31 protein-coding genes are annotated in these 25,092 nt (G+C 44.7%); 17 read left to right on the forward strand and 14 right to left on the reverse strand.

Features of this window, described 5'->3' with window-relative positions; all coding sequences use genetic code 11:
- The first annotated feature begins 9 nt into the window (after window positions 1-9).
- Window positions 10-1,098 carry a ketoacyl-ACP synthase III gene (locus ACJB0T_RS11840; protein ID WP_479293529.1) on the forward strand — a complete coding sequence of 363 codons (1,089 nt, stop codon included), beginning with the start codon at window positions 10-12 and terminating at the stop codon, window positions 1,096-1,098.
- 116 nt (window positions 1,099-1,214) lie between these two features.
- On the opposite strand, the gene ACJB0T_RS11845 is transcribed toward ACJB0T_RS11840, so the two are convergent.
- Together ACJB0T_RS11845 and ACJB0T_RS11850 are read right to left on the reverse strand one after the other, a co-directional pair.
- The gene (locus tag ACJB0T_RS11845; RefSeq protein ID WP_479293527.1) at window positions 1,215-1,469 is read right to left on the reverse strand and encodes a putative hemolysin; all 255 of its coding nucleotides are present in this window, start codon (window positions 1,467-1,469) and stop codon (window positions 1,215-1,217) included.
- A gap of 156 nt (window positions 1,470-1,625) precedes the next feature.
- Window positions 1,626-3,083, reverse strand: coding sequence for a DUF3943 domain-containing protein (locus ACJB0T_RS11850; RefSeq protein ID WP_479293524.1), 1,458 nt, complete (start codon window positions 3,081-3,083; stop codon window positions 1,626-1,628).
- 184 nt (window positions 3,084-3,267) lie between these two features.
- Here ACJB0T_RS11850 and ACJB0T_RS11855 point away from each other — a divergent pair, with 184 nt between their 5' ends.
- Both ACJB0T_RS11855 and ACJB0T_RS11860 read left to right on the forward strand, forming a co-directional pair.
- On the forward strand, window positions 3,268-3,786 hold the full coding sequence (locus ACJB0T_RS11855; protein ID WP_479293522.1) for an NUDIX hydrolase: 519 nt from the start codon (window positions 3,268-3,270) through the stop codon (window positions 3,784-3,786).
- 20 nt (window positions 3,787-3,806) lie between these two features.
- Entirely contained in the window at window positions 3,807-4,463 is a 657-nt protein-coding gene (locus ACJB0T_RS11860) for a potassium channel family protein (protein ID WP_479293520.1), read from the forward strand.
- Window positions 4,464-4,472: 9 nt separating this feature from the next.
- Here the strand turns inward: ACJB0T_RS11860 and ACJB0T_RS11865 are convergent, their stop codons facing one another.
- On the reverse strand, window positions 4,473-4,994 hold the full coding sequence (locus ACJB0T_RS11865) for a DUF4174 domain-containing protein (RefSeq protein ID WP_479294540.1): 522 nt from the start codon (window positions 4,992-4,994) through the stop codon (window positions 4,473-4,475).
- A 128-nt stretch (window positions 4,995-5,122) separates the two neighbouring features.
- Between ACJB0T_RS11865 and ACJB0T_RS11870 the strand changes: the two genes are divergently transcribed.
- Window positions 5,123-5,605 carry a LabA-like NYN domain-containing protein gene (locus tag ACJB0T_RS11870; RefSeq protein ID WP_479293518.1) on the forward strand — a complete coding sequence of 161 codons (483 nt, stop codon included), beginning with the start codon at window positions 5,123-5,125 and terminating at the stop codon, window positions 5,603-5,605.
- Between the two features lie 29 nt (window positions 5,606-5,634).
- A complete protein-coding gene (locus ACJB0T_RS11875; protein WP_479293516.1) occupies window positions 5,635-6,033 on the forward strand; it encodes a nitrous oxide-stimulated promoter family protein in 399 nt (132 codons plus the stop codon).
- A gap of 28 nt (window positions 6,034-6,061) precedes the next feature.
- Here ACJB0T_RS11875 and ACJB0T_RS11880 read toward each other — a convergent pair whose 3' ends face one another.
- The 3 genes from ACJB0T_RS11880 to ACJB0T_RS11890 are packed head-to-tail and all read right to left on the reverse strand — an operon-like array spanning window position 6,062 to window position 7,435.
- Entirely contained in the window at window positions 6,062-6,385 is a 324-nt protein-coding gene (locus tag ACJB0T_RS11880) for a hypothetical protein (protein ID WP_479293514.1), read from the reverse strand.
- A 40-nt stretch (window positions 6,386-6,425) separates the two neighbouring features.
- The gene (locus ACJB0T_RS11885) at window positions 6,426-6,746 is read right to left on the reverse strand and encodes an AzlD domain-containing protein (RefSeq protein ID WP_479293512.1); all 321 of its coding nucleotides are present in this window, start codon (window positions 6,744-6,746) and stop codon (window positions 6,426-6,428) included.
- Window positions 6,743-7,435 carry an AzlC family ABC transporter permease gene (locus tag ACJB0T_RS11890; protein WP_479293510.1) on the reverse strand — a complete coding sequence of 231 codons (693 nt, stop codon included), beginning with the start codon at window positions 7,433-7,435 and terminating at the stop codon, window positions 6,743-6,745. The genes ACJB0T_RS11885 and ACJB0T_RS11890 overlap by 4 nt, the downstream gene beginning before the upstream one ends.
- 136 nt (window positions 7,436-7,571) lie before the next feature.
- On the opposite strand from ACJB0T_RS11890, the gene ACJB0T_RS11895 reads away from it, so the two are divergent.
- On the forward strand, window positions 7,572-8,396 hold the full coding sequence (locus ACJB0T_RS11895; protein WP_479293508.1) for a hypothetical protein: 825 nt from the start codon (window positions 7,572-7,574) through the stop codon (window positions 8,394-8,396).
- Here the strand turns inward: ACJB0T_RS11895 and ACJB0T_RS11900 are convergent.
- From ACJB0T_RS11900 to ACJB0T_RS11915, 4 genes are all read right to left on the reverse strand, one after another.
- Complete coding sequence (locus ACJB0T_RS11900) at window positions 8,393-9,184, reverse strand: EAL domain-containing protein (RefSeq protein WP_479293505.1); 792 nt, start codon at window positions 9,182-9,184, stop codon at window positions 8,393-8,395. The genes ACJB0T_RS11895 and ACJB0T_RS11900 overlap by 4 nt on opposite strands.
- 301 nt (window positions 9,185-9,485) lie before the next feature.
- Window positions 9,486-10,274 carry a lipase family protein gene (locus ACJB0T_RS11905; protein WP_479293503.1) on the reverse strand — a complete coding sequence of 263 codons (789 nt, stop codon included), beginning with the start codon at window positions 10,272-10,274 and terminating at the stop codon, window positions 9,486-9,488.
- A gap of 103 nt (window positions 10,275-10,377) precedes the next feature.
- Window positions 10,378-11,010: a hypothetical protein gene (locus ACJB0T_RS11910; protein ID WP_479293502.1), complete on the reverse strand. Its 633-nt coding sequence runs from the start codon at window positions 11,008-11,010 to the stop codon at window positions 10,378-10,380.
- A 58-nt stretch (window positions 11,011-11,068) separates the two neighbouring features.
- Entirely contained in the window at window positions 11,069-11,713 is a 645-nt protein-coding gene (locus ACJB0T_RS11915; RefSeq protein WP_479293500.1) for a helix-turn-helix domain-containing protein, read from the reverse strand.
- A gap of 224 nt (window positions 11,714-11,937) precedes the next feature.
- On the opposite strand from ACJB0T_RS11915, the gene ACJB0T_RS11920 reads away from it, so the two are divergent.
- The 3 genes from ACJB0T_RS11920 to ACJB0T_RS11930 all read left to right on the forward strand — a co-directional run bounded on the left by ACJB0T_RS11920 (window position 11,938) and on the right by ACJB0T_RS11930 (window position 13,425).
- Window positions 11,938-12,147: a DUF2164 domain-containing protein gene (locus ACJB0T_RS11920; protein WP_479294538.1), complete on the forward strand. Its 210-nt coding sequence runs from the start codon at window positions 11,938-11,940 to the stop codon at window positions 12,145-12,147.
- Between the two features lie 169 nt (window positions 12,148-12,316).
- Window positions 12,317-12,859, forward strand: a complete 543-nt coding sequence (locus ACJB0T_RS11925; protein ID WP_479293498.1) for a cytochrome b — start codon at window positions 12,317-12,319, stop codon at window positions 12,857-12,859.
- A complete protein-coding gene (locus ACJB0T_RS11930; RefSeq protein ID WP_479293496.1) occupies window positions 12,856-13,425 on the forward strand; it encodes a YceI family protein in 570 nt (189 codons plus the stop codon). Before ACJB0T_RS11925 ends, ACJB0T_RS11930 begins: the two co-directional genes overlap by 4 nt.
- A gap of 93 nt (window positions 13,426-13,518) precedes the next feature.
- Here the strand turns inward: ACJB0T_RS11930 and focA are convergent, their stop codons facing one another.
- Window positions 13,519-14,967: a formate transporter FocA gene (focA, locus tag ACJB0T_RS11935; protein ID WP_479293494.1), complete on the reverse strand. Its 1,449-nt coding sequence runs from the start codon at window positions 14,965-14,967 to the stop codon at window positions 13,519-13,521.
- Window positions 14,968-15,363: 396 nt separating this feature from the next.
- Between focA and ACJB0T_RS11940 the strand changes: the two genes are divergently transcribed.
- A complete protein-coding gene (locus ACJB0T_RS11940) occupies window positions 15,364-16,269 on the forward strand; it encodes a LysR substrate-binding domain-containing protein (protein WP_042495780.1) in 906 nt (301 codons plus the stop codon).
- A 126-nt stretch (window positions 16,270-16,395) separates the two neighbouring features.
- Window positions 16,396-16,908: a DUF1097 domain-containing protein gene (locus tag ACJB0T_RS11945; RefSeq protein WP_479293492.1), complete on the forward strand. Its 513-nt coding sequence runs from the start codon at window positions 16,396-16,398 to the stop codon at window positions 16,906-16,908.
- A gap of 79 nt (window positions 16,909-16,987) precedes the next feature.
- Here ACJB0T_RS11945 and ACJB0T_RS11950 read toward each other — a convergent pair whose 3' ends face one another.
- Entirely contained in the window at window positions 16,988-18,667 is a 1,680-nt protein-coding gene (locus tag ACJB0T_RS11950; protein ID WP_479293490.1) for a DUF2813 domain-containing protein, read from the reverse strand.
- A gap of 250 nt (window positions 18,668-18,917) precedes the next feature.
- Here ACJB0T_RS11950 and ACJB0T_RS11955 point away from each other — a divergent pair, with 250 nt between their 5' ends.
- Both ACJB0T_RS11955 and ACJB0T_RS11960 read left to right on the forward strand, forming a co-directional pair.
- The gene (locus tag ACJB0T_RS11955; RefSeq protein ID WP_479293488.1) at window positions 18,918-20,624 is read left to right on the forward strand and encodes a bifunctional metallophosphatase/5'-nucleotidase; all 1,707 of its coding nucleotides are present in this window, start codon (window positions 18,918-18,920) and stop codon (window positions 20,622-20,624) included.
- 348 nt (window positions 20,625-20,972) lie between these two features.
- Complete coding sequence (locus tag ACJB0T_RS11960) at window positions 20,973-21,422, forward strand: SOS response-associated peptidase family protein (protein WP_479293487.1); 450 nt, start codon at window positions 20,973-20,975, stop codon at window positions 21,420-21,422.
- 189 nt (window positions 21,423-21,611) lie between these two features.
- Here the strand turns inward: ACJB0T_RS11960 and ACJB0T_RS11965 are convergent, their stop codons facing one another.
- Together ACJB0T_RS11965 and ACJB0T_RS11970 are read right to left on the reverse strand one after the other, a co-directional pair.
- Window positions 21,612-21,860, reverse strand: a complete 249-nt coding sequence (locus ACJB0T_RS11965) for a YgjV family protein (RefSeq protein ID WP_479293485.1) — start codon at window positions 21,858-21,860, stop codon at window positions 21,612-21,614.
- Window positions 21,861-22,151: 291 nt separating this feature from the next.
- Window positions 22,152-22,469: a DUF496 family protein gene (locus ACJB0T_RS11970; RefSeq protein ID WP_479293483.1), complete on the reverse strand. Its 318-nt coding sequence runs from the start codon at window positions 22,467-22,469 to the stop codon at window positions 22,152-22,154.
- Between the two features lie 190 nt (window positions 22,470-22,659).
- Between ACJB0T_RS11970 and ACJB0T_RS11975 the strand changes: the two genes are divergently transcribed.
- The 4 genes from ACJB0T_RS11975 to ACJB0T_RS11990 all read left to right on the forward strand — a co-directional run bounded on the left by ACJB0T_RS11975 (window position 22,660) and on the right by ACJB0T_RS11990 (window position 25,091).
- On the forward strand, window positions 22,660-22,869 hold the full coding sequence (locus ACJB0T_RS11975; RefSeq protein WP_479293481.1) for a hypothetical protein: 210 nt from the start codon (window positions 22,660-22,662) through the stop codon (window positions 22,867-22,869).
- 43 nt (window positions 22,870-22,912) lie between these two features.
- Window positions 22,913-23,578: a YceH family protein gene (locus ACJB0T_RS11980; RefSeq protein WP_479293480.1), complete on the forward strand. Its 666-nt coding sequence runs from the start codon at window positions 22,913-22,915 to the stop codon at window positions 23,576-23,578.
- A gap of 46 nt (window positions 23,579-23,624) precedes the next feature.
- Window positions 23,625-23,918: a GIY-YIG nuclease family protein gene (locus ACJB0T_RS11985; RefSeq protein ID WP_479293478.1), complete on the forward strand. Its 294-nt coding sequence runs from the start codon at window positions 23,625-23,627 to the stop codon at window positions 23,916-23,918.
- A 69-nt stretch (window positions 23,919-23,987) separates the two neighbouring features.
- Window positions 23,988-25,091, forward strand: a complete 1,104-nt coding sequence (locus tag ACJB0T_RS11990; RefSeq protein WP_479293476.1) for a substrate-binding domain-containing protein — start codon at window positions 23,988-23,990, stop codon at window positions 25,089-25,091.
- Window position 25,092: the final 1 nt, after the last annotated feature.

Here is a 25,092-nt window from a genome sequence, read left to right on the forward strand (position 1 = left end):
AGGTACACAATGACAACTTTTTACGCCGAAATTACTGGGTGGGGTAAGTGCCTTCCACCAGCAATTCTCTCAAACCATGACCTCAGCACAGTAATGGAAACGTCAGACGAGTGGATTCGCACTCGTACCGGTATTGAAAATCGCCGCATTAGCCACGTCAACACATCTGATATGGCGACAGTAGCAGCGAAACACGCGATGGCGTGTGCAGGTATCACGGCTGATGAGGTTGATCTGATTATTGTTGCAACGTGTTCTCCTGACTCGTTGATTCCAAATACTGCATCGCGCGTTCAACAGAACTTAGGTGTTCCAGCAGCAGCGGCTTTTGACCTTAATGCTGCATGTACAGGCTTTGTTTATGGCCTAGAAACCGCAACCAAACTGATTCAGTCTGGCAACTATCGTAATGCTATTGTTATCGGTGCAGAGCGTCTTTCTTTCTTCATTGATTGGACTGAACGTGATACTGCCGTATTGTTTGGTGATGGTGCAGGTGCAGCAGTACTAACGAGAACGGAACAACAAGTTGGCTTGCAAGATGCGCAAATCGGCTGTGATGCGAAAGGCCGTGATATTCTAGCTGTGCCGAAGTTCGGTACGTCTATGGAACGCTTTGCAGCAGATAACGGTTACTTTGAATTTGACTTCATTGGTAAAGAAATCTTTAAGCGTGCAGTAAAAGGCATGGGAGCAGCAGCGAACACTGTTCTATCTCGCTCTAACTTGACAAAAGACGACATCGACGTTGTGATTCCGCACCAAGCGAACATTCGCATCATTCAAACATTGTGTGATTTGTCTGGCATTGACCAAGAAAAAGCATTCGTAAATATTCAAAACTACGGTAATACCTCTGCGGCGACCGTGCCAATTGCACTTTGTGAAGCATTAGAGCAGGGTAAGATTAAGCCAAATGACGATCTGCTATTGGCAGCGTTTGGTGCAGGTTTAACATGGGGTGCTGGTCACATCAAATGGGGTGACCGCGTAACGCCAGTTGAGTCGAGCGACGCGGCATTGCCTGCATGTGAAATGTCTGCACTAGAGCTTATGGCAACTGCGATTGAGCATTGCAAAAATAAGCCAAGTAAATAGCACATAAGTAAACCGCACATAAGTAAATAGTAAAAAGGCCAGCTCGTTGATGAGTTGGCCTTCCTTTTTTCACTAGTACTTTCTTTTATTAGGTGTGCTTTCTGTTGTTACGTATATCAGTTTTCTTGCTGGTTACGCTTTTCGTAGAAATCCCAAACGGTGTAACGTTCGTCTTCCGATATTACACAGTAAGGAACGCGCTTGCCGTTTTCTGTTACACGCTCTAGCTTGTGACCTTGTTCAACACAATAGACATAAGCAGGATCACTCTCTACAGTAATTTCATCCACATCATACTTATCCGGTTCACTGGCACAGCCTGCGAGAATGCCCACTGCGACAGCGCCAATCATCCATTGTACTTTTTTCATTATATCTCCTAGTTGGAAGTTAGGCTTTCCGTTAAGTGTAGGAGATATCTAACAAAAAGTGTTTTGATTTGGTCAAATTATCGATAAATTCACCAAATAATCGTTGTCAATGCTCACTTGTTCCCAGAATTCCTACAAACGCTTGATTTAAAGCTGTTAAATGTACTTGTTGCCTTCGCCAAAACGATAAATGAGTCGCGTGCCCCAAAGGCTATCGCGAGCACCCGAATTGCGGTGATAGTTGTACTTCCAATCGGCTTGAAGTGCCCAATTAGCGTTAAGCGTATAATGAACACCGGTACCGATGTTCCATTGTAGTTTCTTAGTATCGCGGTCTTTGTTGAGCATCGCTTCACCGACACCAGCATTAATGTATGGCTTCAATGCGTTGTCTGCTAACAAGTAGTACTGAACATCGAAGCTGTAGTTTTCATAAATGTGCTTCTGGTTGTCGGTGGTAGACTCATAATTTCCTTGCATATAGCCGAGACGAGCTGACAACTGGTTGGTAAAGTACAAGCCTAAAGTAAACGCAGGCGCGAAATCGTTCTTCAGGTTACGTTCTTTATCAAGCTGAGGATAAGCGAAACCTGCACTTACCCCAACAATGCCGTAGGTAACGGGATCGTCGGTGTGCTGCTGGTAGCTTTTTCTTTGACGACGTTTGAGTCCATCAGCGGTTTCTCCGGCACCGAATGCATATTGTAACTGCATCTGATATTTGGTTTCGACTTCGCCATTACGCAGCACATTGGAATGAACCCCAACAAAGCCTGTACCCGCTTTAATGATTTCTTTACCGGCTACGTTGTTCACACCACGTCCTAAACTATCAACGGGATCCAGAAAGAACAGGGCAGTTGAGCCGAGGGCATCTGACCCCATGACCGTGCCACCCCTTAAGCGGATCTCTTTTTCTTTATTGAAGGCCCATTCACCATAAACCCAGCCAAGGGTTGGCGTTACAACCAAATCCTGAATCGATGGTACCTCAGCGAATGCTTCTATACCGTATTCCCAGTAGAAGGTAGACATCAACGTTGAGTACATAAATGCGTCCCACTGACGATAACCCGATTTACGAGCCGCCTGATAGTAAACGCCACCAAAGTAAGGGTGCCCAACATAGTTGATCAAGTGGTCATCACGATCCCAAACAGGTCCAGATCGCACGTTATCCCACCACTTGTTCATCAGTTTGATGTCTTGTTTTTCCCAGTTGGTGATTGACTCAGGCATCAAAGCCAATACGCCAGCAACACCTACGCCGTAACCAAAAATGGATTTAGTTTGAGACCAAAGCCTTTCACTATCTTCGCCATTTTGAGGATTGAAAAGGGAAACTCGGTACGGTGATTCGTTGAAATCAATTTGAGTGAGAGTCTCATCTTGCCGCAACTCTTCAAAACTACTGTTGGTTGATATAGAGCGATAGCCAAGCTCGTTCATGGAGTCTTGGTGCGCTGCATTGAGCTCTTGTTCTGTGAGAGTCTGGTCGTGACGCACCGCTTGCTGGAGGAAATCCTCTTCAGTGACCGTGGTGTTAGATGAGTCGGCGAAAGCCGCATCCGAGGTTGCTAAAGCAGCAGCAAAGAAAAAAGTGGTTGGTTTCATATTCAATGGGATATTTTTTACGTGTTATGACTAGTATTGTCTAACGTCCCTTTAGACGAGGTGAGGAGGTTAACATTTTGGTAAATGATTGTCTTATCTCGTTTGATTAGACACGGTGACAGAAATGTAACTTGATATTTTTGTGGTAAACTTCACGAAAATTAGACCAACTCAGAGCATGACCATGAGACAACTCACAACGGCCATTCATCCCGATATTACTCATCTTGATGACAAAAGCATTATAAAAAGAAACGCGACCCGCGCAATCGTAGTCGATGGTGAAGATATTTTGCTGCTTTATACAGAGCGCTACCACGACTATTCACTTCCGGGCGGCGGTCTTGACGAAGATGAAGACGTGATCGCGGGTTTGGTTCGTGAGTTAGAAGAAGAAACCGGTGCGCAAAACATTCACGGTATTAAGCCATTTGGCATTTATGAGGAGTTTCGACCTTGGTATAAAGACGAAGCTGACGTAATGCATATGATTTCGTTTTGTTACTCTTGTAAGGTCGACCGAGAACTCGGGGAGACGGCCTATGAAGACTACGAAGTTAAAAATGGCATGAAGCCGGTGTGGGTAAACATCCATGAAGCGATTGCTTTTAACGAAAAAACGATTGCAGAAAGCGACAAGAAAGGCATGAGTATTGAGCGAGAAACATATTTGCTCCATTTGATCGCTAAAGAAATGCTCTAGACTCAGGAGGTGATTTTTTGATGAAATTGATGAGTAAAGACGACAATTTTTTCTATTTACTTGGTTCATTGTTGGTCTTGTTTTTCTTAAGTGCCGTGGTTCATCAGTTCAAAGATGACGCGCAAGACTATGTGTTAGCCCTAATTATACTATGCATGAGTTCTTCGATTGTGGGTGTGCACAGAAAGCAGACCTTTTATCGGTCTTGGTATGCTGTGATGATCACGGTAGCGGTAACGTCGGGAGTATTCTCGTTATTTGAAGAGTACGATTTATCACTCGTCACTCTGTTTTCGCTGCTGTTTTTTGTGTTGGCCCAAACGTATTCTGCGCTAAAGCAAGTCATTATGCCCAAGCAAGTTACTCTCAATCAAATCGTTGGTTCGATTTGCGTCTACATGCTTTTTGGTCTGTCTTTCTCGTTCATCTATTTGATTCAGATAGAAATTTTTGAGGCGCCTTTTAACGGACTTGAAGCGAAACATTGGTTGGGTAATTTGTTTGACGTCATCTATTTCAGTTTCGTTACGCTTACCACGGTTGGCTACGGAGATATCTCGCCTGCACTTGCTATACCTCGCTTTTTCGTTTTCTTAGAGTCAATTACTGGAAGTTTTTATCTAGCCATTATGGTTGCGAGCTTGGTAAGCAGCCACCTAGCGCAAAAAGACGCATAATAGACACATCTATATCGAGCAGCGACTCGCTGCTCGAGCCATCTCTGCGCGTCGCATAGGCATAGCATCGATTGTTTTCTTGACTTGTATCCAGTTGGTGGTCGGCCCCCAACGCAACTTCTCCGTTCCGTCCATCCCAATCAAAATTGCTGTGTGGTCGGCTTCGCTTATGTTGTACATCTTGACGAGCATGTTGTAGTCAAAGGCTTCCTTTACCCAACTCGGGGATGAAAATCCGTCTTTGGTAATGACCATGGTGACGACGTCTCTTTCATCGAGTGCACACTCATTAATGAGCGTTCCCAGAAGAAACTCGTCAACCAGCACGTCTTTACTAGGCGCAAAATACATCACGCTACGGTGTGAGAGACCCTGATAGAACCCGCTACCATGGTGGGCTGAATCCCTTTGTCCACTGTGATAATCACTGTGAGGATCTAGGTTTTGATGTTCCTTTTTGGTGTATTCGGGATAGCCACAAGCCGTGGCGCTAAACAGTGCCGCAAGGGCGGCGATACTGATGCCTTTCATAATTGACTCCAAGCAAACAACCAGAAAGTTATACGTTAAGTTTAGCTACTGAGATTGGTCTCACTAAGTTCCACTTGCGGACAATATTTTTGTTACACTGCCTTCATAACTTAATCACTAGCAACAGTATGAACTCAGCAGCTATTTTTGTAGACGTACAGAATGTCTACTACACAACGAGACAGGCGTTTGGCGCTCGCTTCGACTACAACGCATTTTGGGCATGGGCAAGTTCTCGATTTAACATTGAGAGTGCTAGGGCGTATGCCATAGCGTCACACGATCCAAAGCAGAGGCAGTTTCACCATATTTTACGCGGGATCGGGTTTGATGTTCAGTTGAAACCTTACATTCAACGTTCAGACGGCAGTGCCAAAGGCGATTGGGATGTTGGTATTGCCCTTGATGTCTTTGAGACGGCGAGAGATGTTGAAAACGTAATTTTGCTATCAGGAGATGGCGATTTTGAAGTACTGGTGGAGCGTATCCAAAAGCGATTTGGCTCTCGCGTCACTGTGATTGGAGTGGAGAGTTTGACCGCCAACAATCTGATTCAGGCTGCAAATGAGTTTGTGGCGATAGAACAACCATTTTTAATTGGCGCACGTTAGCGCTAGCTCGTGTACGGGACTTATCGGTCATGAAAAAAGCCAGTGATATCTTGGTCGGTGTGCTTGAGACGGAGTTTAAAACCGTTAAAGCGATGATGGAGATTTATTGTAAGCAGCAACACAGCTCCAATACTCTTTGTGAGAGTTGTGAAGCCTTACTTTCCTATGCAGAAACAAAGCTTGACCGTTGCCCGTATGGAGAGAGCAAACCGACTTGCAACAAATGCCCAATCCACTGTTACAAACCAGAGCCGAAACAGCAAATGAAAGCGGTGATGCGTTACTCAGGATCGAGAATGTTGTTGCCGCATCCGATTTTGTCGATACGCCACCTCATCCATGAACGTCGAGAAGTACCATCTAAACCAAAGGCGGGCAGTTCGAACCGGGCACGTCGAAAAGCTAACCAAGCTGACGAGGCTAACTAAATAACGCCTCTACTAAAAAGATTTTATTCTAAATAACCCCCGCAAAAGCGACGATGTGTGCCACTCCAACGCCAATAGTCAGGTGACTGCGCAGGCGTTGGTACGCTCTGGGGAACTCATTCCCTAGCGCGTTAAGCTTTATTCTCTCAATTAACCAAACACAAATGTAACCGGCTAGAGCGACGACAATGCCTAGCCGAAACTGCTCTGGGGTGATGACGATCACCAGCCACGCCATTAAGCAAATAAGAGTAGCGTCCGGCGTAAATGTGGCGATACATAGGCCAAACGGGATAAGACCAAGATAGCCGAGCCATGTCACCAAAGTGATGGTCTTCGTTGACTGACCCAATGATAGATTTGATGGGGAGTTTTCCGTAACGTCTCAGCGATTAATGGTTGAATACCCACAAGTTTAAGATGAGAAACACTAAGATGCTAACTATGGTAGTGACTAAAACATCTTTAATGATACGTGCTAGTACGATGGCAAAGGTTGCCGCCAGTAGATAGGGGAGGTTGTCATCAAGCGTAAGCTGACCATGAGGCAAGAATACGATCGGTCCCCAAATCGCGGTTAAAACCGCTGGGCTGGCATAGGCTAAAAATCGCTGTGCACCACTACTAATGCGAAGAGGGATTCGAGGTTCCAAAAACAGGTAGCGGCTTAGAAATACGATAGCGGTTAGCACTAAAATAATCAGGTAAGTCATCGCTTAAGCTTCTCCTCACTCACATAACCAACGGTCATACCAACGACACTTGATATCACGAGTCCGAGTTCTACATCCATGGCCGCTAAGACAACGGAACAAATGAGCGCTGAAGCCGCCGCGAGGAGAATCGGCAGTGAGGTGATATTGGGTACCACAATCGCGATAAAGGTAGCTGCGACAGCAAACTCAAGCCCGTACTGTTGCAGGTTGGGTATTTGAGCGCCAATAACGATACCAACCAAGGTGGCTATATTCCAAATAAGGTAGAAGGAGAGTCCCGCGCCGAGTGCATACCAGCGTTCAAATTTTTCGGGCTTATGATGACCACACAGAGCAAACAATTCATCGGTTAGCAGAAAACCTAAAGTCAAACGCCAGCGAAGCGGTAAACCGACAATGTGGTTACGCATTGATAGACTGTAGAGAAAATGACGAGAGGTAATAAAGAAGATGGTAATAACCATAGTAAGTAGGGTTGCACCAGACTTGATCATTCCCATTGCGACCAACTGAGCGGCGCCAGCGAATAAAATTGCGCTCATCGCTTGCCCCTCCATTGGGGTTAGACCTGAGTCAATGGCGAAGGAACCCGCCAAAAAGCCCCAAGGTACAACCGCTAGGCTGAGTGGCAACATTGCGATACATCCTTTCATCGCTCGCGAGAAATAACTTGTTTCTGCTTCCATTAATACTCTCCTTGAACAGGTTAAGTTGTATTTAAATCAGTGATTTTCAAGGCTTGGCTCATACAAAATCAGAATTATTTTTGTCGCCTGCTCCCTGATACTATCGCGCTCCCTGTTCCAAACTGAATTCTATCCCATGAAACGAACACTGCTTCCCTTAAGTATTTTTTTGTTCTTTGCAAGTTACGCAGCTCAAGTCCTATCGAATGATGACACGGGTCTTAAAGACGAAGACTACGGTCGTACTTTGCCATTTTTTGGCGATAGAGTTCGCGATATGGGAGTGAAGCTGCCTAAACCGGTTGGGCTATCACTGTTTACCCATCAACAAGAAGACTTGATGCGACTGGGGGATTTTAAGATCGACGGTGAACCTGTTGATGACATCCTTCCTGATGGAGGCAGTCAAACAACCAACACGACGAGTATAGTGGCCTTAAGAGGTGATGTCTGGTTGTTACCATTTTGGGGTTTTAACGCAATGATCGGTAAAGCGGTAACCTCATCAGATATTTCTATTGGTGTTAGCGATTTTTCGAACGGTAATCTAGCTCGGCTTGAGGTCAATGGCATGGCGACGTCTTCGACCATTACAGCGGTAGGAACTACTCTGGCTTATGGCCACAAACAGTTCTTTACTACAATTGATGCTCAGTATGTATCCACCTCAGTGTCTGGCGTAGGTGTCAGTTTGGATGCGCTGGTGGTGACGCCATTGATTGGACTCAATATTGGCGACAGTGGTTGGCGTATTGTCGTTGGAGGTCAATATCAAGACTACCAACGTCAGCTTAAAGGTCAGCTAGAAGATATTCGCTTTTCGGCAAAGCAAACGTCAAGTCGATGGTCAACCATGGTCGGCATGCAGAAAGAGTTTGCTGAAAACTGGGAGGCGTCTCTAATGGCACAGAGTGGCAAGACTCGTGAAGGTTTCACCTTCATGTTAGGTAAACGTTTCTAGCTAACCAATTTAAGGCGAGGGTGGAGCGTTTGCGGCATAGCAAGGTGATACCCTTGGTAAAAATCGATGTCTAACTCTTTCATGGCCACAAACTGCGTTTCTGTCTCTACACCCTCGATAACCGTTTTCGCATTGCATGCTTTTGCGAGCTTAATGCCGTTAAGCAGCGACTGAGTGGAACCATCCATGTAATCGACGAGTAGCTGCCTATCTAGCTTCAGGATGTTGGGTTTGACTTGAGCAACACGCTCAGGGCTGGATTCTTTACAACCAAAGTCATCAATGGCAATCAAAAAATCTTCTTCTGTTAAGTGTTTTGCGGCTGATGCCAAAGTTTTCGGGCTAAAAGCGGTCAGCTCGACTAATTCAACCACCACACGACGGCTATCAATCTGCAACGCCTTAAGGCGCGACATTAACAAAGATGAACGTATCCCTTCTGCTGCAAGGCGCTCACTAGAAATCGGTAAAAAATTCAGGAAAATAAGACGCTCCCGATATTGCGACATACTGAAGTTTCTTAGGTGAATTGCCCGGCTCAATCGGTCAACGTTGAGCTGATCAGCGAGTGTTATTTGGTCGTTCTGAAAATAGTGATTTGGCGGGATAGGGTCGCCGTTGAGGTCAGTTAATCTCACTAGAGCTTCCATACCAATAATCGCGCTATCAGAATTAAAGATAGGTTGAAACACACTTTTCAGCGTCAGGTCTTTGTACTGAGCGATGCAGCAGCCGGTATCATCGGAGCGGATGCATTGCGTGAACTGGTGTTTTTCGGTTAAAAGCATGGAATAACAAAATGTTTTATAGAGTCTCAACATCTTGTCACGGCAGACAAACAAGTCAAATTTGTCTTGTGAATAAAATTCGCGATACGTATCACTAAAACTTCTGTAGCAGAAAGTGACTGGCGATTATCTGCACAGTTTGCTGTTCGAAATTAGAACATAAGTATTGATAAATTAGACGGTTATAGATTTTAACCTTGAGATGAGTGAGTTGGATCATATTAGTTTGATAAATGTAAGTAATTGAGGGTTCACTAAGTAATTGGTCACTTTATACTAAAATTTTGATCTGCCTCTCATTTTACCTTTCATCGAAGAAGTCTTTATTGCGGATATATTTACTCATCAAGTGGTAGGAAAAAGGGCGAATAACCCATGACACTAAAGAGCGACCAAGGCGAACGGGCGTTGGAGTATTCTCATAAATACGGCCATTATATAGCCACAATATTTTACCCACGTGCCAATACAGCAAAGGGAGTGGCGGCAAGAAGGTGACGACGTCCAAGTCACAACAGACGCGATAGGTTTTATGACCCAGTTGAAAACGTCGTTTGAAATTATGACCGCCTATCGCTGGTTGACCAAATGTGACGATTCGCTTAACGGACTTTGGGTACTTTTGTTCCAATGCATCGGCAATGACACACCCTATAGCACCGCCAGACGAGTGCCCGGTAATGCTAACCCTCTTACCACTTTCAATTAGCTCGGAGGCTATCTCAATGGTTCGTTCAAATAGACTGATGCCGAGCCGATCTTTCTTGTGGGTAGGTTGGCTCTCTTGGTTCAATATATAGTGAAAACCGGCGTGAATTCGATAGTTCAAATTGAACACTTTGCAGTGCCGTTGCCACATTGCAAATGTGAGTAACCAATCGGTAAGGCTGTGCGAGCCTTTGATTACTATGACTGCTTCTTCTTTATCTTTACTCCACAATATCCGTACTACTGTTTTGCCGTAGCGGTTAGCGACAATCCGCTGACCATTGGGATCAAAACCATAGCGAGTTTGCTTGAACACTCTAGGATAGGCGAGGTTGCAAAGTACGGCGTACTTTTCATATTGATAGCGTTTTAAACTCTTCACGGTAATTACAGTGTTTAGCTGGAGTTCACTACTATGAAAAATATTGATGAAGGTTTAATGACAGAATTTCCGGTGACAAGGTGCCAATATGTAATAGGAAGGGCTAGAGTGTTGTAACTGCGTAGAGCTGAACGTATTTCATAACGCGCTCGCCAGAACAGGGTTTGGTTAACGGGTGGGAATAAGTCACGTAGCTTGGATACAACTGACAGCGTTGTGATAACTCTTGGCTCATCGACGACCCTGAGCCCAGTAGTTTGACGCCCTGTTTTAGATATTGGCTATCATCTTCTGGTAGTTCGTCACTCCACCAGTTGATCAGCGACCGGCTTTGGTGACAGCGGCTTAACCAGTGATCAGCCAAGACCACCAAAAGATCCCTTTTTTGCACTGCATACTGATATTCCCCTAGCCATTCTTGTACTAAAGAAAAGACATGTTCACGACTTGTTTGGTTGCCATTCACAAAATGATAAGCCAATACCCAGACAGTGCCATACGGTGTGGTAACGCGATACGCACCTTGAAGTTGACTATGCTCTTCACAATCAAGTGAAGCAATATTTACATCAAGAGTATGATGCTCAAGGTCGACTTTGAGTCTTCTAGTGAAAGCAGAAGAGAGATGACGACTGGTTAAGCCACCATTATGAACCGCAGGGTAGTGTTGGATACACAGTGCCTGACAATCGGTTTGGAACCGCCGAAAACTATGTATCACAATGTCTAGAAGCATGACTTGATCCTTGTCTTTGTGTGAGCGACTTCAATTAACCCAAAGGCGCGCTAGCTTCCTAAATACGCTTTTCCCATGTGCCCCAGCGAACAACACCCAAAACTTCGATTTCATCGTCTTGGACTTGATGAATTGCATTTTTCGACGTGTCATCCCCATACCAAACATGAATCGTCGAGCCGACCTTAACTAATGTAAAAAAGTCAGGGTGAGGATTCCCTGGCAGGCGTGCCAGTACAATGTCGTCATTGATCCACTCAAGCTCTCGATTCACTAATGCCACACAGTCCCATTTATAGGAAACATTACCACCGACTGGGTACAGGACAGCAAAGCAATTTTTGTATTCAGGCGGCACTGGAATAGAGCCCTTGCTCGTGGCGTGGCCTGTTTCTAGAAATTGACTGACCTCTGAGCGACTGTACACCGACAACATTGTTGCACTATTGCTTGCAGCTTTTGTGAGATCGCTTGGTTCAGTGTGTTGATTACCAACGCCGAAACATAGCCAATGAGGTTGCACGTTAAAATAAGAGGCAATCAGCGATAAGTCTTCTATGGATGGATAGGTGCGTGTCGGACCTTTTGTTAGATATCGCCCAATGGTGGCTTTTCCTTTGCCGATGGCTTCCGCAAGTTCGTGATTGGTGATTTTGTTTGCCTTGAGCAGCGCCACTATGCGCTCTTGATAGCCGTAATCCATGATTCCTCCATATGTTCGCAGATAGTGTAGTTTATGGGTATCAGAAATGAAACTAGGGGTTTTAATAATGTTTGAAAATGAGATGCATGCTAAAGCTTTTGTGTGTGATCCAGTGTGTAAATTCACCATTCATTTTTGAAATCATTACGTTATCCACCAAACTGGTAATCAAATCTGTAACAAAAAATGAGGCTAAGTATGTTTGAGACTAAAAAAGAGCGGCAATTGTATCGGAGCTACAAGACTACTTCGAACGCGAGTTGGACGCTGAACTAGGCCAATTCGACGCTGAGTTTTTGTTGGACTTTTTGATAAAAAAGCTTGGGCCAGCCTTTTACAACCAAGGGCTAGAAGATGCCAAAGGGGTGTTGGATCGTCGAGTTGCCGATATTGCTGACGAGCTTTACGAAATAGAGATGCCGGATGACTTATAGCTTCACAAATTGTGTATCGAATAGGGTACCTTCAACATGTTCAAAAATATTGAATGACTTCATCAATGGAGGGTTGTCGTTAAAGTGTCAATTTAAGTAAATACTGTGTCCCATAGGTTGATGAGTTGTTAACATAACGGGTAATGCACACGGAATCATGGAATTAACGATGGCGGCAAATGAAGTAAAAAACTACAACCCTGTAGCAAGAGCGTTACATTGGCTCTCGGCTATCGTGGTGATCGGTATGTTTGCGGTAGGTCTTTGGATGGTCGATCTGACCTACTACAGTCAATGGTACAAAACAGCCCCAGATTGGCATCGCTCTGTGGGTATTTTATTAGCGCTGGTGACGGTATTCAGATTGGTGTGGAAACACCTTACGACAGCCCCCAAAGTAGAAGGCAATCAGTTTGAAAAGGTTGGTGCTAAAGTCGGCCACCTTGCGATGTACATTGCCTTGTTTGTCATATTTGCCAGTGGCTACCTCATCTCTACCTCGGATGGGCGCGGTATCGATGTTTTTAACTGGTTTACTGTTCCCGGCATGGGAGAGCTGTTCCCAAATCAATCAGACATTGCAGGCGAAGTGCATTTCTATGCTGCTTGGTTCGTCATACTTGCCGCTGCTGGTCATGCGCTAGCTGCGTTGAAACATCACTTTATAAACAAAGACAACACTCTTCGGAAAATGTTAGGAGTTTCGAAATGAAAAAGACACTAATCGCTACTGGAATGGCCGCGGCAATGCTATTGCCTCTAGGTGCAAACGCTGCTGATTACGCAATCGACACTAAAGGCGCTCACGCTTCAATCAACTTCAAAGTGAGTCACTTGGGTTATAGCTTTATCAAAGGTCGTTTTAACACATTTTCTGGTGATTTTAGCTACGATCCAGCAAACATTGAAGCGTCGACAGTCAACGTTGTCGTTGATACAACAAGTCTTGATTCAAACCACGCAGAGCGTGACAAGCACATTCGTAGCGCAGACTTTATCGATGCTGGTAAGTTCAAAGAAGCAACATTCAAGAGCACCAGCGTAAAAGATAAGGGCGATGGCAAGCTAGACGTAATGGGTGAGCTTACTCTACACGGTGTTACTCAGCCAATCACCATTGAAGCAGAGTTCATTGGTGCAGGTCAAGACCCTTGGGGCGGCAAACGTGCAGGCTTTAACGGTACAACTCGCCTAGAATTGGCTGACTTTGAAATCCCTGTCATGGGCGCATCAAGTTATGTAGATATGGAGCTTCATGTCGAAGGTATCCAGAAGTAGTTCTTTCTGTTTTAATTAGGTAGCCCCGGTTTTTACACCGGGGCTTTTTCGGCCAAACGACTTATTTCCTAGCCAAAAATGGGGGGTGTTGTATTACGCAGATTCAAGTTCGCGTTCAACAACATTCAAGCGCTCGCCGTAGATAGGGCGGACAGCTTTCATTACTTCAGCTCTTGATAAAACACCAACCAAGACGCCATTTTCTAATACAGGCAACACATGTGGTTTGTTCACTTTCATCGCTTTAGCACGCTCTTCTAGTGAAAGCGTCGAGAAGCTTGTTGCGATGCCCATTGAACTTACTGGATACAGCTGCTCTTTATCGATGCAAAGAAATTCAGCCACGTCGACCAACTTTTCAGACGCATTGATAGCGACAACATCACGGCTCATCAGGTCGACCACTTTTTGACCTTGCTCAGGGATGTAATCCTGGCACCACAAATCAACCATGACATCGTGTACAGAGAAGAAACCCACTAAACGATTTTCAATGTCAGTGACTGGAGCACTTGTAAGGTTGTGATCCAAAAGTGTATCTAGGGCAACAGATGTTGGCATTTCAACGCTTAGTGTTACTGGTTGAGTGTTCATGATGTCTTTTACGATGATGTTGTTGTTCATTTGCGTCTCCTTTACTGACGTAAGTTCAGTGGTTTGTGTAATTGCAGTTACGTTTGCTGCTTTTAGTTGTGGTCTGCGGTAGATACTCCAGTTGGCAAGTCCTACCAAAACCGAACCACCTATAATGTTTCCTAGCGTGACTGGTATAAGGTTGTTGGTTAAAAAGTGAATCGGTGTTAAGTCGCTAAATTGTGCTTGGGTTGTGCCCGTTGCTGCCCAGAATTCAGCGCCTGCAAAGTTTTGAATCACAATGCCAAGTGGAACCATAAACATGTTTGCGACGCAGTGTTCAAAACCGCTACTGACAAACATTGCGACGGGTAGAACTGTCATTGCTGCTTTGGTCATCGCATTGGCGCTGCTAAATGTCAGCCAGATTGCTAAGCACACGAGAAGGTTACATAGAACACCTAAAGCGAACGCCTGAACCCATGTGTGATGCAGTTTATGCTGTGCAATATGCAGAGCGTTGAGTCCCCATTGGCCATTGTCCATTTGGTAAAGCCCCGCGGCAGAAACAATCAAAAGCAAGAACATCGCGCCAATGAAGTTTCCAACGTAAACCTTTCCCCAAATTGAAAGCATTTTGCTAAAGCTAATTTGTTTATTTGCCCAAGAGATGCTCGAGAGCACCGAGCTAGTAAACAGTTCGCCACCACATATCACGATGAGGATCAACCCCATACTGAATGCAAGACCGCCAGCTAGCCTGCTTAAGCCCCATCCCGCATCTGCGCTTCCCGTCGTTACCGTGATGTAGAAAAGAAATGCCAAGCCGATAAAGGCGCCCGCCATAATGGCTAGGCTCATTGTCATTCCACTGGTCTTTTTAGCTTTACTTAATGCGAATTTTTCAGCTTCTGCCATCATTTCTAATGGTGAGAAGAGCAGATTGTTTTCGGAGCTAGCCGATGCCATTCCTTACTCCTTAACCTCGTTTGTGTGTGAATCGCCCATTTCATGACCCCCTTACTTGATTGAAATAAAAGTGATTGAGATGTAAGTGCGAGAACAGAGCCCCGTGCTGTGTTCGAATCCAGATTAAGGGCAACTGGTGGTAGTGGTAAAATTGATAATTTTTAAAATCGAAATCAGAAATATTGATAACTTAACTGCACAAGGTAGAATAAGGGCTGAAGTCCATAACGTACTGTTTTTTTAGTGAGAGATTAGCGAGTGTCGAGATTCTCAAGCGATGAAAAAAACAACAGCAATTTTTCGTTGAAATCTCGATATAAGAGAAACTGATAGAAACAGTTCAGGATTTGCTATGAAACACAGTGTTTTAAGATTTAAGTGGTGAAAGGAAAACGGATGCGATATTCATTAAAACAACTTGCCGTTTTTGATGCCGTAGCGGATACGGGGAGCGTGAGTCAAGCTGCAGACAAGTTGGCATTGACACAGTCCGCGACGAGTATGTCATTGGCACAGCTAGAAAAAATGCTTGGTAGGCCGTTGTTTGAAAGGCAAGGCAAACAAATGGCATTGACTCATTGGGGGGTATGGTTAAGACCCAAAGCCAAGCGTTTGTTGCAAGATGCCCAACAAATTGAAATGGGTTTTTACGAGCAGCACTTGCTAAGTGGTGAATTAAAGTTGGGTGCCAGCCAAACGCCGGCAGAACATTTGGTGCCGGATCTTATCAGTGTCATTGATAACGATTTCCCTGAGATGCGTATCTCGCTTGGGGTTAAGAGTACCGACTCGGTGATTGAAGGCGTTTTGGACTATAAGTATGACCTCGGCATTATCGAAGGCCGTTGTGATGACAACCGAATCCACCAAGAAGTCTGGTGTCGTGACCACTTAACGGTAGTCGCCGCAGCGCATCACCCGTTTGCTCGCCGAGAGAGAGTAAGCTTAGCTCAATTAGAGCAAGCGCGCTGGGTGCTTAGAGAGCATGGTTCAGGTACTCGAAAGATTTTTGATAGCTCAATTCACCACCTTATTGCCGACTTGGATGTATGGCGAGAGTACGAACACGTGCCAGTCCTGAGAAGTATGGTAGCCAATGGTCAGTATTTAACGTGTTTGCCTTATTTGGATGTCGAGCGATTTGTAGAATCCGGTCAACTGGTCGCGTTAAATGTGCCTGAGCTGGAAATGGAGCGAACGCTGTCCTTTATTTGGCGCGCTGACATGACGGAAAACCCGCTTGTGGAGTGTGTTAAACGAGAGGGCTTAAGAATGATGAAAGGCAAACCGTCGGTTTTTTAGTGATATAAATCACTATTTTAATGTAATGAAATGTATATAATATCTTTTGTTGTGATTTCGATCGCTTAAATATGAGTCTATATTCGTTACCTTAGATTGAAATTGAATCAATCATTGGTCGACGATATGAGTCCATTAATCGCTATTTCTGTTACAACGGGTGTTCTTTCCGGTATTTGGGGGTGGGCAGCCTTGTCATTGGGGCTGCTGTCCTGGGCTGGCTTCTTAGGATGTACCAGTTACTTTGCGTCACCAAAAGATGGTGTAACGGGACTAGCCCAAAGCTTACTGACTAACATGTCGGGCGTCGTTTGGGCAATGGTCATCATTCATGGCTCGTCACTGATCAATATGGAAATCGCTGGGTACGTAATGACCGCTTTAGTGTCATTTTTCATGTGTATTCAAGCGAAACGAGCGTGGCTTCAGTATATCCCTGGCACGTTCATAGGTGCATGCGCCACATTTGCAGCAGACGGCGCCTGGCAACTCGTGATTCCGTCTTTGATATTGGGGGGCTTATTTGGTTATGCAATGAAAGCGAGCGGTCTTTGGTTGCACAAACAGCTTAGCAATCGTGATTCTGACACCAGTAACTCCAAGGCGAATAATGCTAAGACGGCATTAGCGAATGATTGATTGACGCCTGTTCTCTATTAAAAAGACCCTATCAGAATTTCTGATAGGGTCTTTTTCTTTCCTTTGAACTCTTAGTGGATTAGGTGTTGCCGTTAGCCATTGTGATAACTCTTCTTAGGATCCACCGTATCAAGACAGGAATACTATCGACACCTTTCTCTTCACACTCTGCGACGATAGCCAGCGCCAAATCAGGCTTGGCAAACTTCTTGAGCACTCGCGCTACCACTTTTTTAGGAGGGATAGGGTGGTCATGAGGGATTTTGATAAGATCCCTAAAGAAAATTTCAAACCCGTGAATGTAGAGATAGTGCTCTATATCTCTATCTGGTAGTTCGGTTAGATGATGACGTGGATGCTCACCGTCCAGTTGGTGAAGTACGGTTGCTGCGTATTTCTTACCTGCCGCGTCACCATCGGTAACGACATGCCAGTCAATACCGAACGCTTTTGCTACCTTGATGAGCGATCTCAGCCCTGATTGAGCAAATTCTATGATTTGTACCCCTTCGGCGGCTAAGTTATATCCACATTGGTTGGCAAGCTCATTAAACAGCCATACTTCGGTTTCACCTTCAACCAGCAGCCAACAACGCGCAAACAGAGCTCGGGAACGATGAAATCGAATATGAAATCCGACTCTTCGAAGCTCATCCTTGGTAAGTCCATTGGTGGCTAAGGATTTAGTAATGGTTTTGTCAGATTGCCTTACTAAGCGCCTTATTGATTGCAAAGGAACAGCACCCAGTAAGTCGCTACTGTTGGTGGTGAGTATTTTTTGCATGGGCAACATTTGCAACAGGCTCCAAGCGCGAGCCAAATGAGTAGGGTGCAAGCGGCCTTCTGGATCTTCTATGATGAGTATCGGCCGTGCACAGCGGCGTAGTTCATTCGGTCCTTTGGCTTGCAGGTAGGCGTTGAGTAAACCAAGTAGCAGCAGTCGTGTTTGGTGGTTTTTGGTTTCGTCTATGACCTGGGCAAGATTTTGTTCGCTGTTAGGGCGAGAGAAAAATACTCCGTCGCGCTGTCCTTTGGTCGTCTTACGTGAGTGACTCTTGAATGAGAAGTAATGCTCCACTAGCGCTTTCATCGATGTAAGACTGCTCTTAATTTCCCCTTTATTGACATGACCAGGAATTGCCATTAAGCGTCTAACTGTATTATTGATTCGTTTTTCAGAACGAGCGTTCAAGCCATTTCCGTTGCCACTGCCGTTACTGCTTCCTACAGAAACAGGATTACCATTGTTTACGCCCTCCTGTTGGTACAATCGACGGGAGTCGCGTAATCGTATGACCGGGTGCAGCGTCATCAGCTCTTGGGCAATTTTTTCCGAATGATGGAGCATTAGGGGAGCCCCTTCGGGATCTAAGAAATTGTACTTCTGTGTAATGTCGTAGCCATCAAGCGTTGCACTGATTCGGTAATAGAAACGATTAGCGCCATCTTCGTCTTGAAACCAAATTGGCTTGAGTTTTCGGTAGCGCCCGGACAAGGTTTCATTACGTTCAGTAGAAACAAAAGAAAGTACAATTTGCAGATGTCGCGTTTGAGGATGTGCTGCTGCGTGATCAACATGAAAGTCTTTCATTTCGAATGAATAAATGCGACCGTCGGCAGGGAGCGCGACATTCAATGCGTCGAGCAAGGAAGACTTACCCCAGGTGTTCTCTCCAATGAGCGTAGTGAGATCATCCAGCGCAATGGAGAGGCGTTTGATTCCGCGAAAGCCGGATACATCGATACGTTCTAGCTTCATCCATTTCTCCCAACAAAGTCATACTATCTACTTCAATTATAAGCCTCTTTTTACAAAGCAACTGTAATCAAATTCATAAATGGCTAAGTAATTACAGCCGGTTAGCGGATTTCTGCCTCTAGCCAACTTCAATATTAATGTGATTAACATCATAAATAGACCTGTGATATCAGTATGTGATTTCATGAAATTCATTGGAATGTCACATAAAGCACGCTACCATCACTAGTATGATAAAAGAGAAGATGCGATGACAATAAACAATAAGCCTCTTTCGCTCACAGTAGCGCACATCAACGATACACACTCTTATTTTGACCCCACGTCACTTGCGTTAAGCATTGCCCACAATGGGCAGCAATGTCAGCCATACGTTAGCTCTGGTGGCTTTGCACGTATAGCCGCTCGCGTGAAGCAGCTAAAGAACTCTCATACCAATGATGACTTTTTGTTTTTGCATGCCGGAGACTGCTTTCAAGGGACCTTGTACTTTTCACTGTTCAAAGGTGAAGCTAACGCTGTCATGTTGAACGCATTGGGTATAGATGCCATGGCACTTGGCAATCACGAACTGGATATGGGTAACGAACCGGTTGGCAAATTTTTGCGTGAGATAGATTTTCCTCTTCTCGCTGGTAATTGGAATGTATCCGGTGAGCTACGCAAACAATACCCTTTAAAATGTCATCCGAATTTGATGGATTTTGACCATCTAACACATACAGCGAAATGGATTGAAAAGAAAGTCGATGAAGAGCAAGTCGCAATCTTTGGTTTGTCGCTCGATAAGATGGCAGATATTGCAAACCCAGATTGTGATACCACATTTGAGCCTTGTATCGCTACCGCAAAAGCAACGGTAGACGCGATTCAAAAAAAAGGTATCAATAAAATCATTCTGTTAAGTCATATGGGGTACGAAGCTGATCTAGCGCTTGCTGAAAAAGTGAGTGGCATCGGACTCATCATTGGTGGGCATAGTCATGTATTACAGGGTGACTTTTCTTCGTTAGGAGTCAAGTCTCAAGAAAATTATGGTGTTCGAATCAAAGGGACTTACGTGGTTCAAGCTGGGAATCACTCGATGACACTTGGACATTGTCGAATCGACTTTGCAGCGAACGGTCAAGTTAAGGGTTTTGAAGGGCGAAATGAGCTGTTGGTTGGACGTCGCGTATTTATGGATGTTCACGGCGAGCATTCTGCAAGCGATATTGAGCAAATCAAGCAACAGATCCATGCTCATGACCATGTGGTTGTGGTAAGAAAAGATCCTGAGGTAAAAGCAATACTGGCTGAAAAATACCAGCCTCAAGTAAGAGCATTACAAAATCAGACGATAGCCCATGTAGATTCCGAGTTACGTCATGTTCGACTGCCAGATGAACTTGGTCCAAGCCAACTTGCTCCCTTAGTCGCTCATTCATTTTTGTACACGATGCAGAGTCTGGGGCATAAGGTAGATTTTGCTATGCACAACGCGGGAGGCGTTCGCAATTCACTAGGTGTTGGTGCGGTGTCGGTTGCCGATGTCGCAGGAAAATTGTTGCCGTTCGCTGTGCCGATTGGTTTGTATCGAATTAAAGGTATCGACATTCCAAAAATACTGGAAGGCGCGCTCGATAATGCATATAGCAACGGTGTACAGGGCACGGGCTCTGGTAGTTATCCCTACACTTCGCAACTTGAGTTTCAATATGACGCAACTTTACCAAAAGGAGAACGTGTCTTTAATGTAATGGTTGCGGGAGAGGCATTGGATGAAAATCGCGTTTATACCGGCACATCAAGCGCTTATACCATGAAAGGCAAAGAAGGCTATGATGCGATAAAAAATATGCTTGATAGTGGAATTGTCACCACATGGTCGATGGCTGACTGTTTTATCAGGATGTTATCGGAACAGCCGGATAGCGTGCGCCTCTTTTCCCAGAAAAACGCGGGCTTGCTTCCATAAATAAGGAACAGTTTTTGCTTTATTTGAACCAATCTACGTAAAGGTCGTCTGTTACTAATGGGTGACCGCCACATTTCATCGGAGGGAATATGTGGAACAAAGATTGGGTTGATACATTTGTAGTTATTGGTTGGATTGGTGCTGGTCACTGCTGGTCTATTTAATACCCAGCGCCATGCTCTAAAAAAGTAGACACCTGGGGTTTGGCCGAGTACAACATCCTCTCGGCCTATCCAGACGCGCAAGCAAAGGCGTTCCGTCCTCAAGCTATTGAGGAATGGTTGAAGCGTCAAGAGTAAACACACGCAATACGTTATAATATAGCCGAACGAGGAGTTTATTTAACGAATGTGCGGCCGACTTAACATTATCGATGATCCTTTTAGTCAATACGTTTCAGAGCAACTGGGTATCGCGTTTTCAGCTAAACCTAAAGCCGAATTGTATCCGTCTGAGAGTATTGATTGCGTGGTAGCCGGTTACGATACCAGCTTGTTTCAGCTTCCTCTATCTTGGGGGGTTAAACCCTCTTGGAGCAAAAAACTGATAATCAATGCTCAAGCCGAAACAGTTCAAACAAAACCTACGTTTGCACAAGCTTACGCTTCACATCGTGCTATTGTCCCATGTTCTGGTTGGTTTGAATGGAAAAACGACGAATACGGCACCAAGTTGAAATACCTTTTCCAGTCCCAGAACCAAGATCATGAGTTTGGTGGAGCATGTAAGTTATTGATGGTTTTAATTGAATGGGTGGGGAGATACACTAGTCCATCAAATATTGTTTTAGAGATATAAGATGTTCATTTTAATTCGGCTATTAAAGCTTGCTGTTATTTCAGCGGTATTTTTCACCATTTATGACCTAATCGCGTTCGGTGAAATCACTTGGTTTAGCCGTTTCTTTGGCTAGTGTTTGGGTTGATGAAAAGAAGCCTCGACATTGTCGAGGCTTCTTAAATAGGGGCATTATTAGTAATCTGACGACTAAGCGTTAGACTCAGCGCTCGTCCCACCTTTTTTTTGCATTTGCAGCAAGAAGTAGACGTTTACGCATGCAATGAAACCATTAGTAATGACGACTGGCATAGAGTCGATTGCCAAACCGTAAGCGGTAAATAGGGCGCAACCTACAAAGTTAAGTACACGTAGTTTAACAATGTCTTTCATTGTTAGTGAGATTGCGACCATGATCGATGCTGCGTAACCAAGTAATTCAACCATACTGAAGTCCATAATTTCCTCCTCAAATATTGCCAGGGGTGCTGGTACCTATTCTTCTCATCTTGAGAATGTCGAGGAAGCTCCTTGCCTCGAATGGTGTTACCGTGATTTTCCGACACTATAACAGCCTAAATTCTGTGATGAAACCGTCAATTTTGGATACGGAGAAGGTTAGCGATTACGCAAACGTTTTAGTGCGGGAGAGGCGATAGTTGAGAGTAAAAACTGTTGAAACTGTCAATAGATGTTTTGAGCGATCAAAAAGAGCCTGAGAACAGGCTCTTTAGCATTTGGAACAAGAAATTATTTCTTACCTTGAACCATTTGCTTGTCTTCTTCAGTCAGCTCACGGATACGACGGCTGATGTCACGACGAGCTTTTGAAATCTCAGCGCTCTTGATGATGTGGTCATCAACACGATCTTCGTAGTCTGCTTTCATGTTCTTGACGATAGTGACGATTTCATCGTGCGTCATGTCTGGTTTGATGTAATCCATCAGATTTTCTAGTAGGTCGACACGCTTACGGTTGTCACGAACCTTTTTTTCGTTGTCTAGCAGCTCGCGCTTTAGTTTGTTTTTGCGACGTGCTTGCGCAACGATTTCAAATACGCTACTCATGTTTCCTTTCCTAATTCGTGTGGGTATCTGTCTTGATTAAAACACAACAAACCCATCTATAACAGACCTTAGATCAATACTCATTGGCTATTGCTTAGTTTGTCGCCACTCAGTCGAAGAAACAATTGAGTTGTAGTAAGAAATAGCGCTATGATTTCAATACAGCAAGGTTTTTAACACAAAGTAATTCATGTCACTGTTATCTCAAACTTCAATAGAATCAGACAACAACATTGTCATTCCTACCGACAATCGTTCACCAACGCAAAGGCTTAAAGAGGCTTACATCAGTGAGCGAAGTAAGCTTGAGGTGGTTGAAGTCGAACTCAATCGAAGTAAAGTCGTCATGATCGATCAAGATGGTAAATTCATAAAAGTACCGTTTCTGTCGGAGCATTGAGCTTACTTTGTGACACTGTAGCGGACTATAAAGGAATACAATAATGAACATCGAACTGTCCCCAGTTGAGGCGCGCGTCATTGGCTGCCTTATCGAAAAAGAGATCACAACACCGGATCAATACCCGCTAACGCTAAATAGCTTGACGACAGCGTGTAACCAAAAAAGCAATCGCGATCCTGTGATGAGCTTAAGCGATGCCGAGGTTCAAGATGCGGCGACAGCACTGATCAGTCGTCGACTTCTTAGCGACGAGAGTGGTTTCAACAGTCGCGTATCTAAGTTTCGACATCGCTTTTGCAACACAGAGTTTGGGGATTTGAAGCTAAACGAGCAGGAGAAAGGGATCGTGGGTTGCATGCTGCTCCGTGGCGCTCAGACTCCCGGTGAAATTCGTACTCGAACCAATAGACTCTGTTCATTTACAGATGTGAAAGAGGTTGAGGCAGTGCTAGAGGCAATGGCGTCCCGTGAAAGTGGCGCCTTGGTCGTAAAATTGCCACGTGAGGCTGGCAAACGAGAATCTCGCTATATGCATTTATTCAGTGGCGAGGTGGATATTGAACTTCTAGCTCAGGAATCGACGGCTAGCAGCAACTCTTTGGCAGCATCTGGGGGGCAAGCGCGTATCGAAGCTCTGGAAGTAGAAGTCGAAACGTTAAAGCAAGAACTCAGTGAGCTAAAAACACTAGTCAACTCGCTTCTGTAATCCGCAAGGCGGCATTGTCCGCCTTTAGCCCTTGGAGCGAAGCAGTATGTCTGAAATCGACCAACAACCGGAATGGTTTGTTTACTTAATTCGTACCTCAGAAGATAAACTTTATTGCGGTATTACCAATAATCTAGAGCGCCGATTTAAACAGCATGTAGCGGGTAAGGGCGCAAAAGCGCTACGTGGTCGAGGGCCGTTAAAATTGGTATGGAGCCAAGCTCAGATGAACAAGAGTGAGGCGCTAAAAACTGAAATTGCAATTAAAAAACTGAGTAAAAAACGAAAAGAGTCTTTAGTCGCTCTAGAGCAAAAATTCACCATCGATGCAAGCGATTGATTTTGAAAACTGGCTGAATTCCACCTCATTGTATACACTTGTTCTTAAACACAAAAATATACAGTACAGATGCGCAAATTACATACATTCTTCACCATAATATTACTTGCAGCGCCTTCTTTCACAATCTCTGCAAATACTATCTTGTCTGATTATTGGGGTTATCACCAGTTCCTTGCAACGCATCCGGAACAAAAACAGCTTGTCGACAAAATGCAGCAAACAGTATTGGGTAATGCGGTGCCGTTGTCAGTACAACAGACTGAACCTGTGACGATATCCGTTGTGTATCCCGGTCAGCAGGTGTCCGATTACTGGGTAAGAAATATTGAAGCGTTTGAACGACGACTAGAAGAACTTGGTGTGACCTACGAACTTAATCAAGTGTTTACACGACCAAATGAAGACTTTCGACAGCAAAGCGTTTCTTTGATGGAAGCAGTGAAAAATAGGTCTGATTATCTCATCTTTACCCTAGATACAACAAGGCATCGCAAGTTCATCGAGCATGTACTGCATGCCACCGATACCAAATTGATTCTGCAGAACATCACGACTCCGGTAAAAAGTTGGTCTAATAATCCACCGTTTATGTACGTTGGCTTTGATCACGTAAAAGGCAGCTTGCTACTTGCTGACTACTTTAAACAACGTTTCAGCGGCGAAAAAAACAACTACTCTGTATTGTACTTCTCCGAGGGATACGTGAGCGATGCAAGAGGGGCCACCTTTATTGAAGAGATGGACGCAGTGAACCGTTTTAATTTAGCGACTTCATTTTACACAAAGGCAAGTCGCGAGAGTGGCCGAGAAGCCACACTTAATGCAATGCAGCAGCACCCTGATATGGATTTTATTTACGCATGTGCAACCGATGTTGCTTTGGGCGCAACAGACGCGCTTCGTGAGCTTGGAAAATCAGATGTGGTGGTCAATGGCTGGGGAGGTGGTTCAGCAGAGCTGGAAGCGATTCAGCGCGGTGACTTAGATGTGACTGTGATGAGAATGAACGATGACACTGGCGTCGCCATGGCCGAAGCGATCAAATGGGACTTGGAGAAGAAATCAGTACCTCAGGTCTACTCTGGGAGTTTTGAATTGGTCACCAGTGATGACAGTGCGCAACACATTGACGAGCTCAAATCTAGAGCATTTCGCTATTCTGACCAATAGT

The organism is Vibrio sp. CB1-5, assembly GCF_059412285.1.

Coding starts and splice junctions, on each gene's coding strand:
- ACJB0T_RS11910 (WP_479293502.1), bottom strand. CDS start 11,010: ATGCTTCTAGACATTGTGATACATAGTTTTCGGCGGTTCCAAACCGAT.
- ACJB0T_RS11860 (WP_479293520.1), top strand. CDS start 3,807: ATGAAATTGATGAGTAAAGACGACAATTTTTTCTATTTACTTGGTTCA.
- ACJB0T_RS11895 (WP_479293508.1), top strand. CDS start 7,572: ATGAAACGAACACTGCTTCCCTTAAGTATTTTTTTGTTCTTTGCAAGT.
- ACJB0T_RS11885 (WP_479293512.1), bottom strand. CDS start 6,746: ATGACTTACCTGATTATTTTAGTGCTAACCGCTATCGTATTTCTAAGC.
- focA (WP_479293494.1), bottom strand. CDS start 14,967: ATGGCATCGGCTAGCTCCGAAAACAATCTGCTCTTCTCACCATTAGAA.
- ACJB0T_RS11955 (WP_479293488.1), top strand. CDS start 18,918: ATGACAATAAACAATAAGCCTCTTTCGCTCACAGTAGCGCACATCAAC.
- ACJB0T_RS11985 (WP_479293478.1), top strand. CDS start 23,625: ATGTCTGAAATCGACCAACAACCGGAATGGTTTGTTTACTTAATTCGT.
- ACJB0T_RS11890 (WP_479293510.1), bottom strand. CDS start 7,435: ATGGAAGCAGAAACAAGTTATTTCTCGCGAGCGATGAAAGGATGTATC.
- ACJB0T_RS11965 (WP_479293485.1), bottom strand. CDS start 21,860: ATGGACTTCAGTATGGTTGAATTACTTGGTTACGCAGCATCGATCATG.
- ACJB0T_RS11915 (WP_479293500.1), bottom strand. CDS start 11,713: ATGGATTACGGCTATCAAGAGCGCATAGTGGCGCTGCTCAAGGCAAAC.
- ACJB0T_RS11865 (WP_479294540.1), bottom strand. CDS start 4,994: ATGAAAGGCATCAGTATCGCCGCCCTTGCGGCACTGTTTAGCGCCACG.
- ACJB0T_RS11960 (WP_479293487.1), top strand. CDS start 20,973: ATGTGCGGCCGACTTAACATTATCGATGATCCTTTTAGTCAATACGTT.
- ACJB0T_RS11900 (WP_479293505.1), bottom strand. CDS start 9,184: ATGCTTTTAACCGAAAAACACCAGTTCACGCAATGCATCCGCTCCGAT.
- ACJB0T_RS11925 (WP_479293498.1), top strand. CDS start 12,317: ATGGCGGCAAATGAAGTAAAAAACTACAACCCTGTAGCAAGAGCGTTA.
- ACJB0T_RS11950 (WP_479293490.1), bottom strand. CDS start 18,667: ATGAAGCTAGAACGTATCGATGTATCCGGCTTTCGCGGAATCAAACGC.
- ACJB0T_RS11980 (WP_479293480.1), top strand. CDS start 22,913: ATGAACATCGAACTGTCCCCAGTTGAGGCGCGCGTCATTGGCTGCCTT.
- ACJB0T_RS11930 (WP_479293496.1), top strand. CDS start 12,856: ATGAAAAAGACACTAATCGCTACTGGAATGGCCGCGGCAATGCTATTG.
- ACJB0T_RS11840 (WP_479293529.1), top strand. CDS start 10: ATGACAACTTTTTACGCCGAAATTACTGGGTGGGGTAAGTGCCTTCCA.
- ACJB0T_RS11990 (WP_479293476.1), top strand. CDS start 23,988: ATGCGCAAATTACATACATTCTTCACCATAATATTACTTGCAGCGCCT.
- ACJB0T_RS11945 (WP_479293492.1), top strand. CDS start 16,396: ATGAGTCCATTAATCGCTATTTCTGTTACAACGGGTGTTCTTTCCGGT.
- ACJB0T_RS11975 (WP_479293481.1), top strand. CDS start 22,660: ATGTCACTGTTATCTCAAACTTCAATAGAATCAGACAACAACATTGTC.
- ACJB0T_RS11970 (WP_479293483.1), bottom strand. CDS start 22,469: ATGAGTAGCGTATTTGAAATCGTTGCGCAAGCACGTCGCAAAAACAAA.
- ACJB0T_RS11940 (WP_042495780.1), top strand. CDS start 15,364: ATGCGATATTCATTAAAACAACTTGCCGTTTTTGATGCCGTAGCGGAT.
- ACJB0T_RS11875 (WP_479293516.1), top strand. CDS start 5,635: ATGAAAAAAGCCAGTGATATCTTGGTCGGTGTGCTTGAGACGGAGTTT.
- ACJB0T_RS11845 (WP_479293527.1), bottom strand. CDS start 1,469: ATGAAAAAAGTACAATGGATGATTGGCGCTGTCGCAGTGGGCATTCTC.
- ACJB0T_RS11850 (WP_479293524.1), bottom strand. CDS start 3,083: ATGAAACCAACCACTTTTTTCTTTGCTGCTGCTTTAGCAACCTCGGAT.
- ACJB0T_RS11870 (WP_479293518.1), top strand. CDS start 5,123: ATGAACTCAGCAGCTATTTTTGTAGACGTACAGAATGTCTACTACACA.
- ACJB0T_RS11855 (WP_479293522.1), top strand. CDS start 3,268: ATGAGACAACTCACAACGGCCATTCATCCCGATATTACTCATCTTGAT.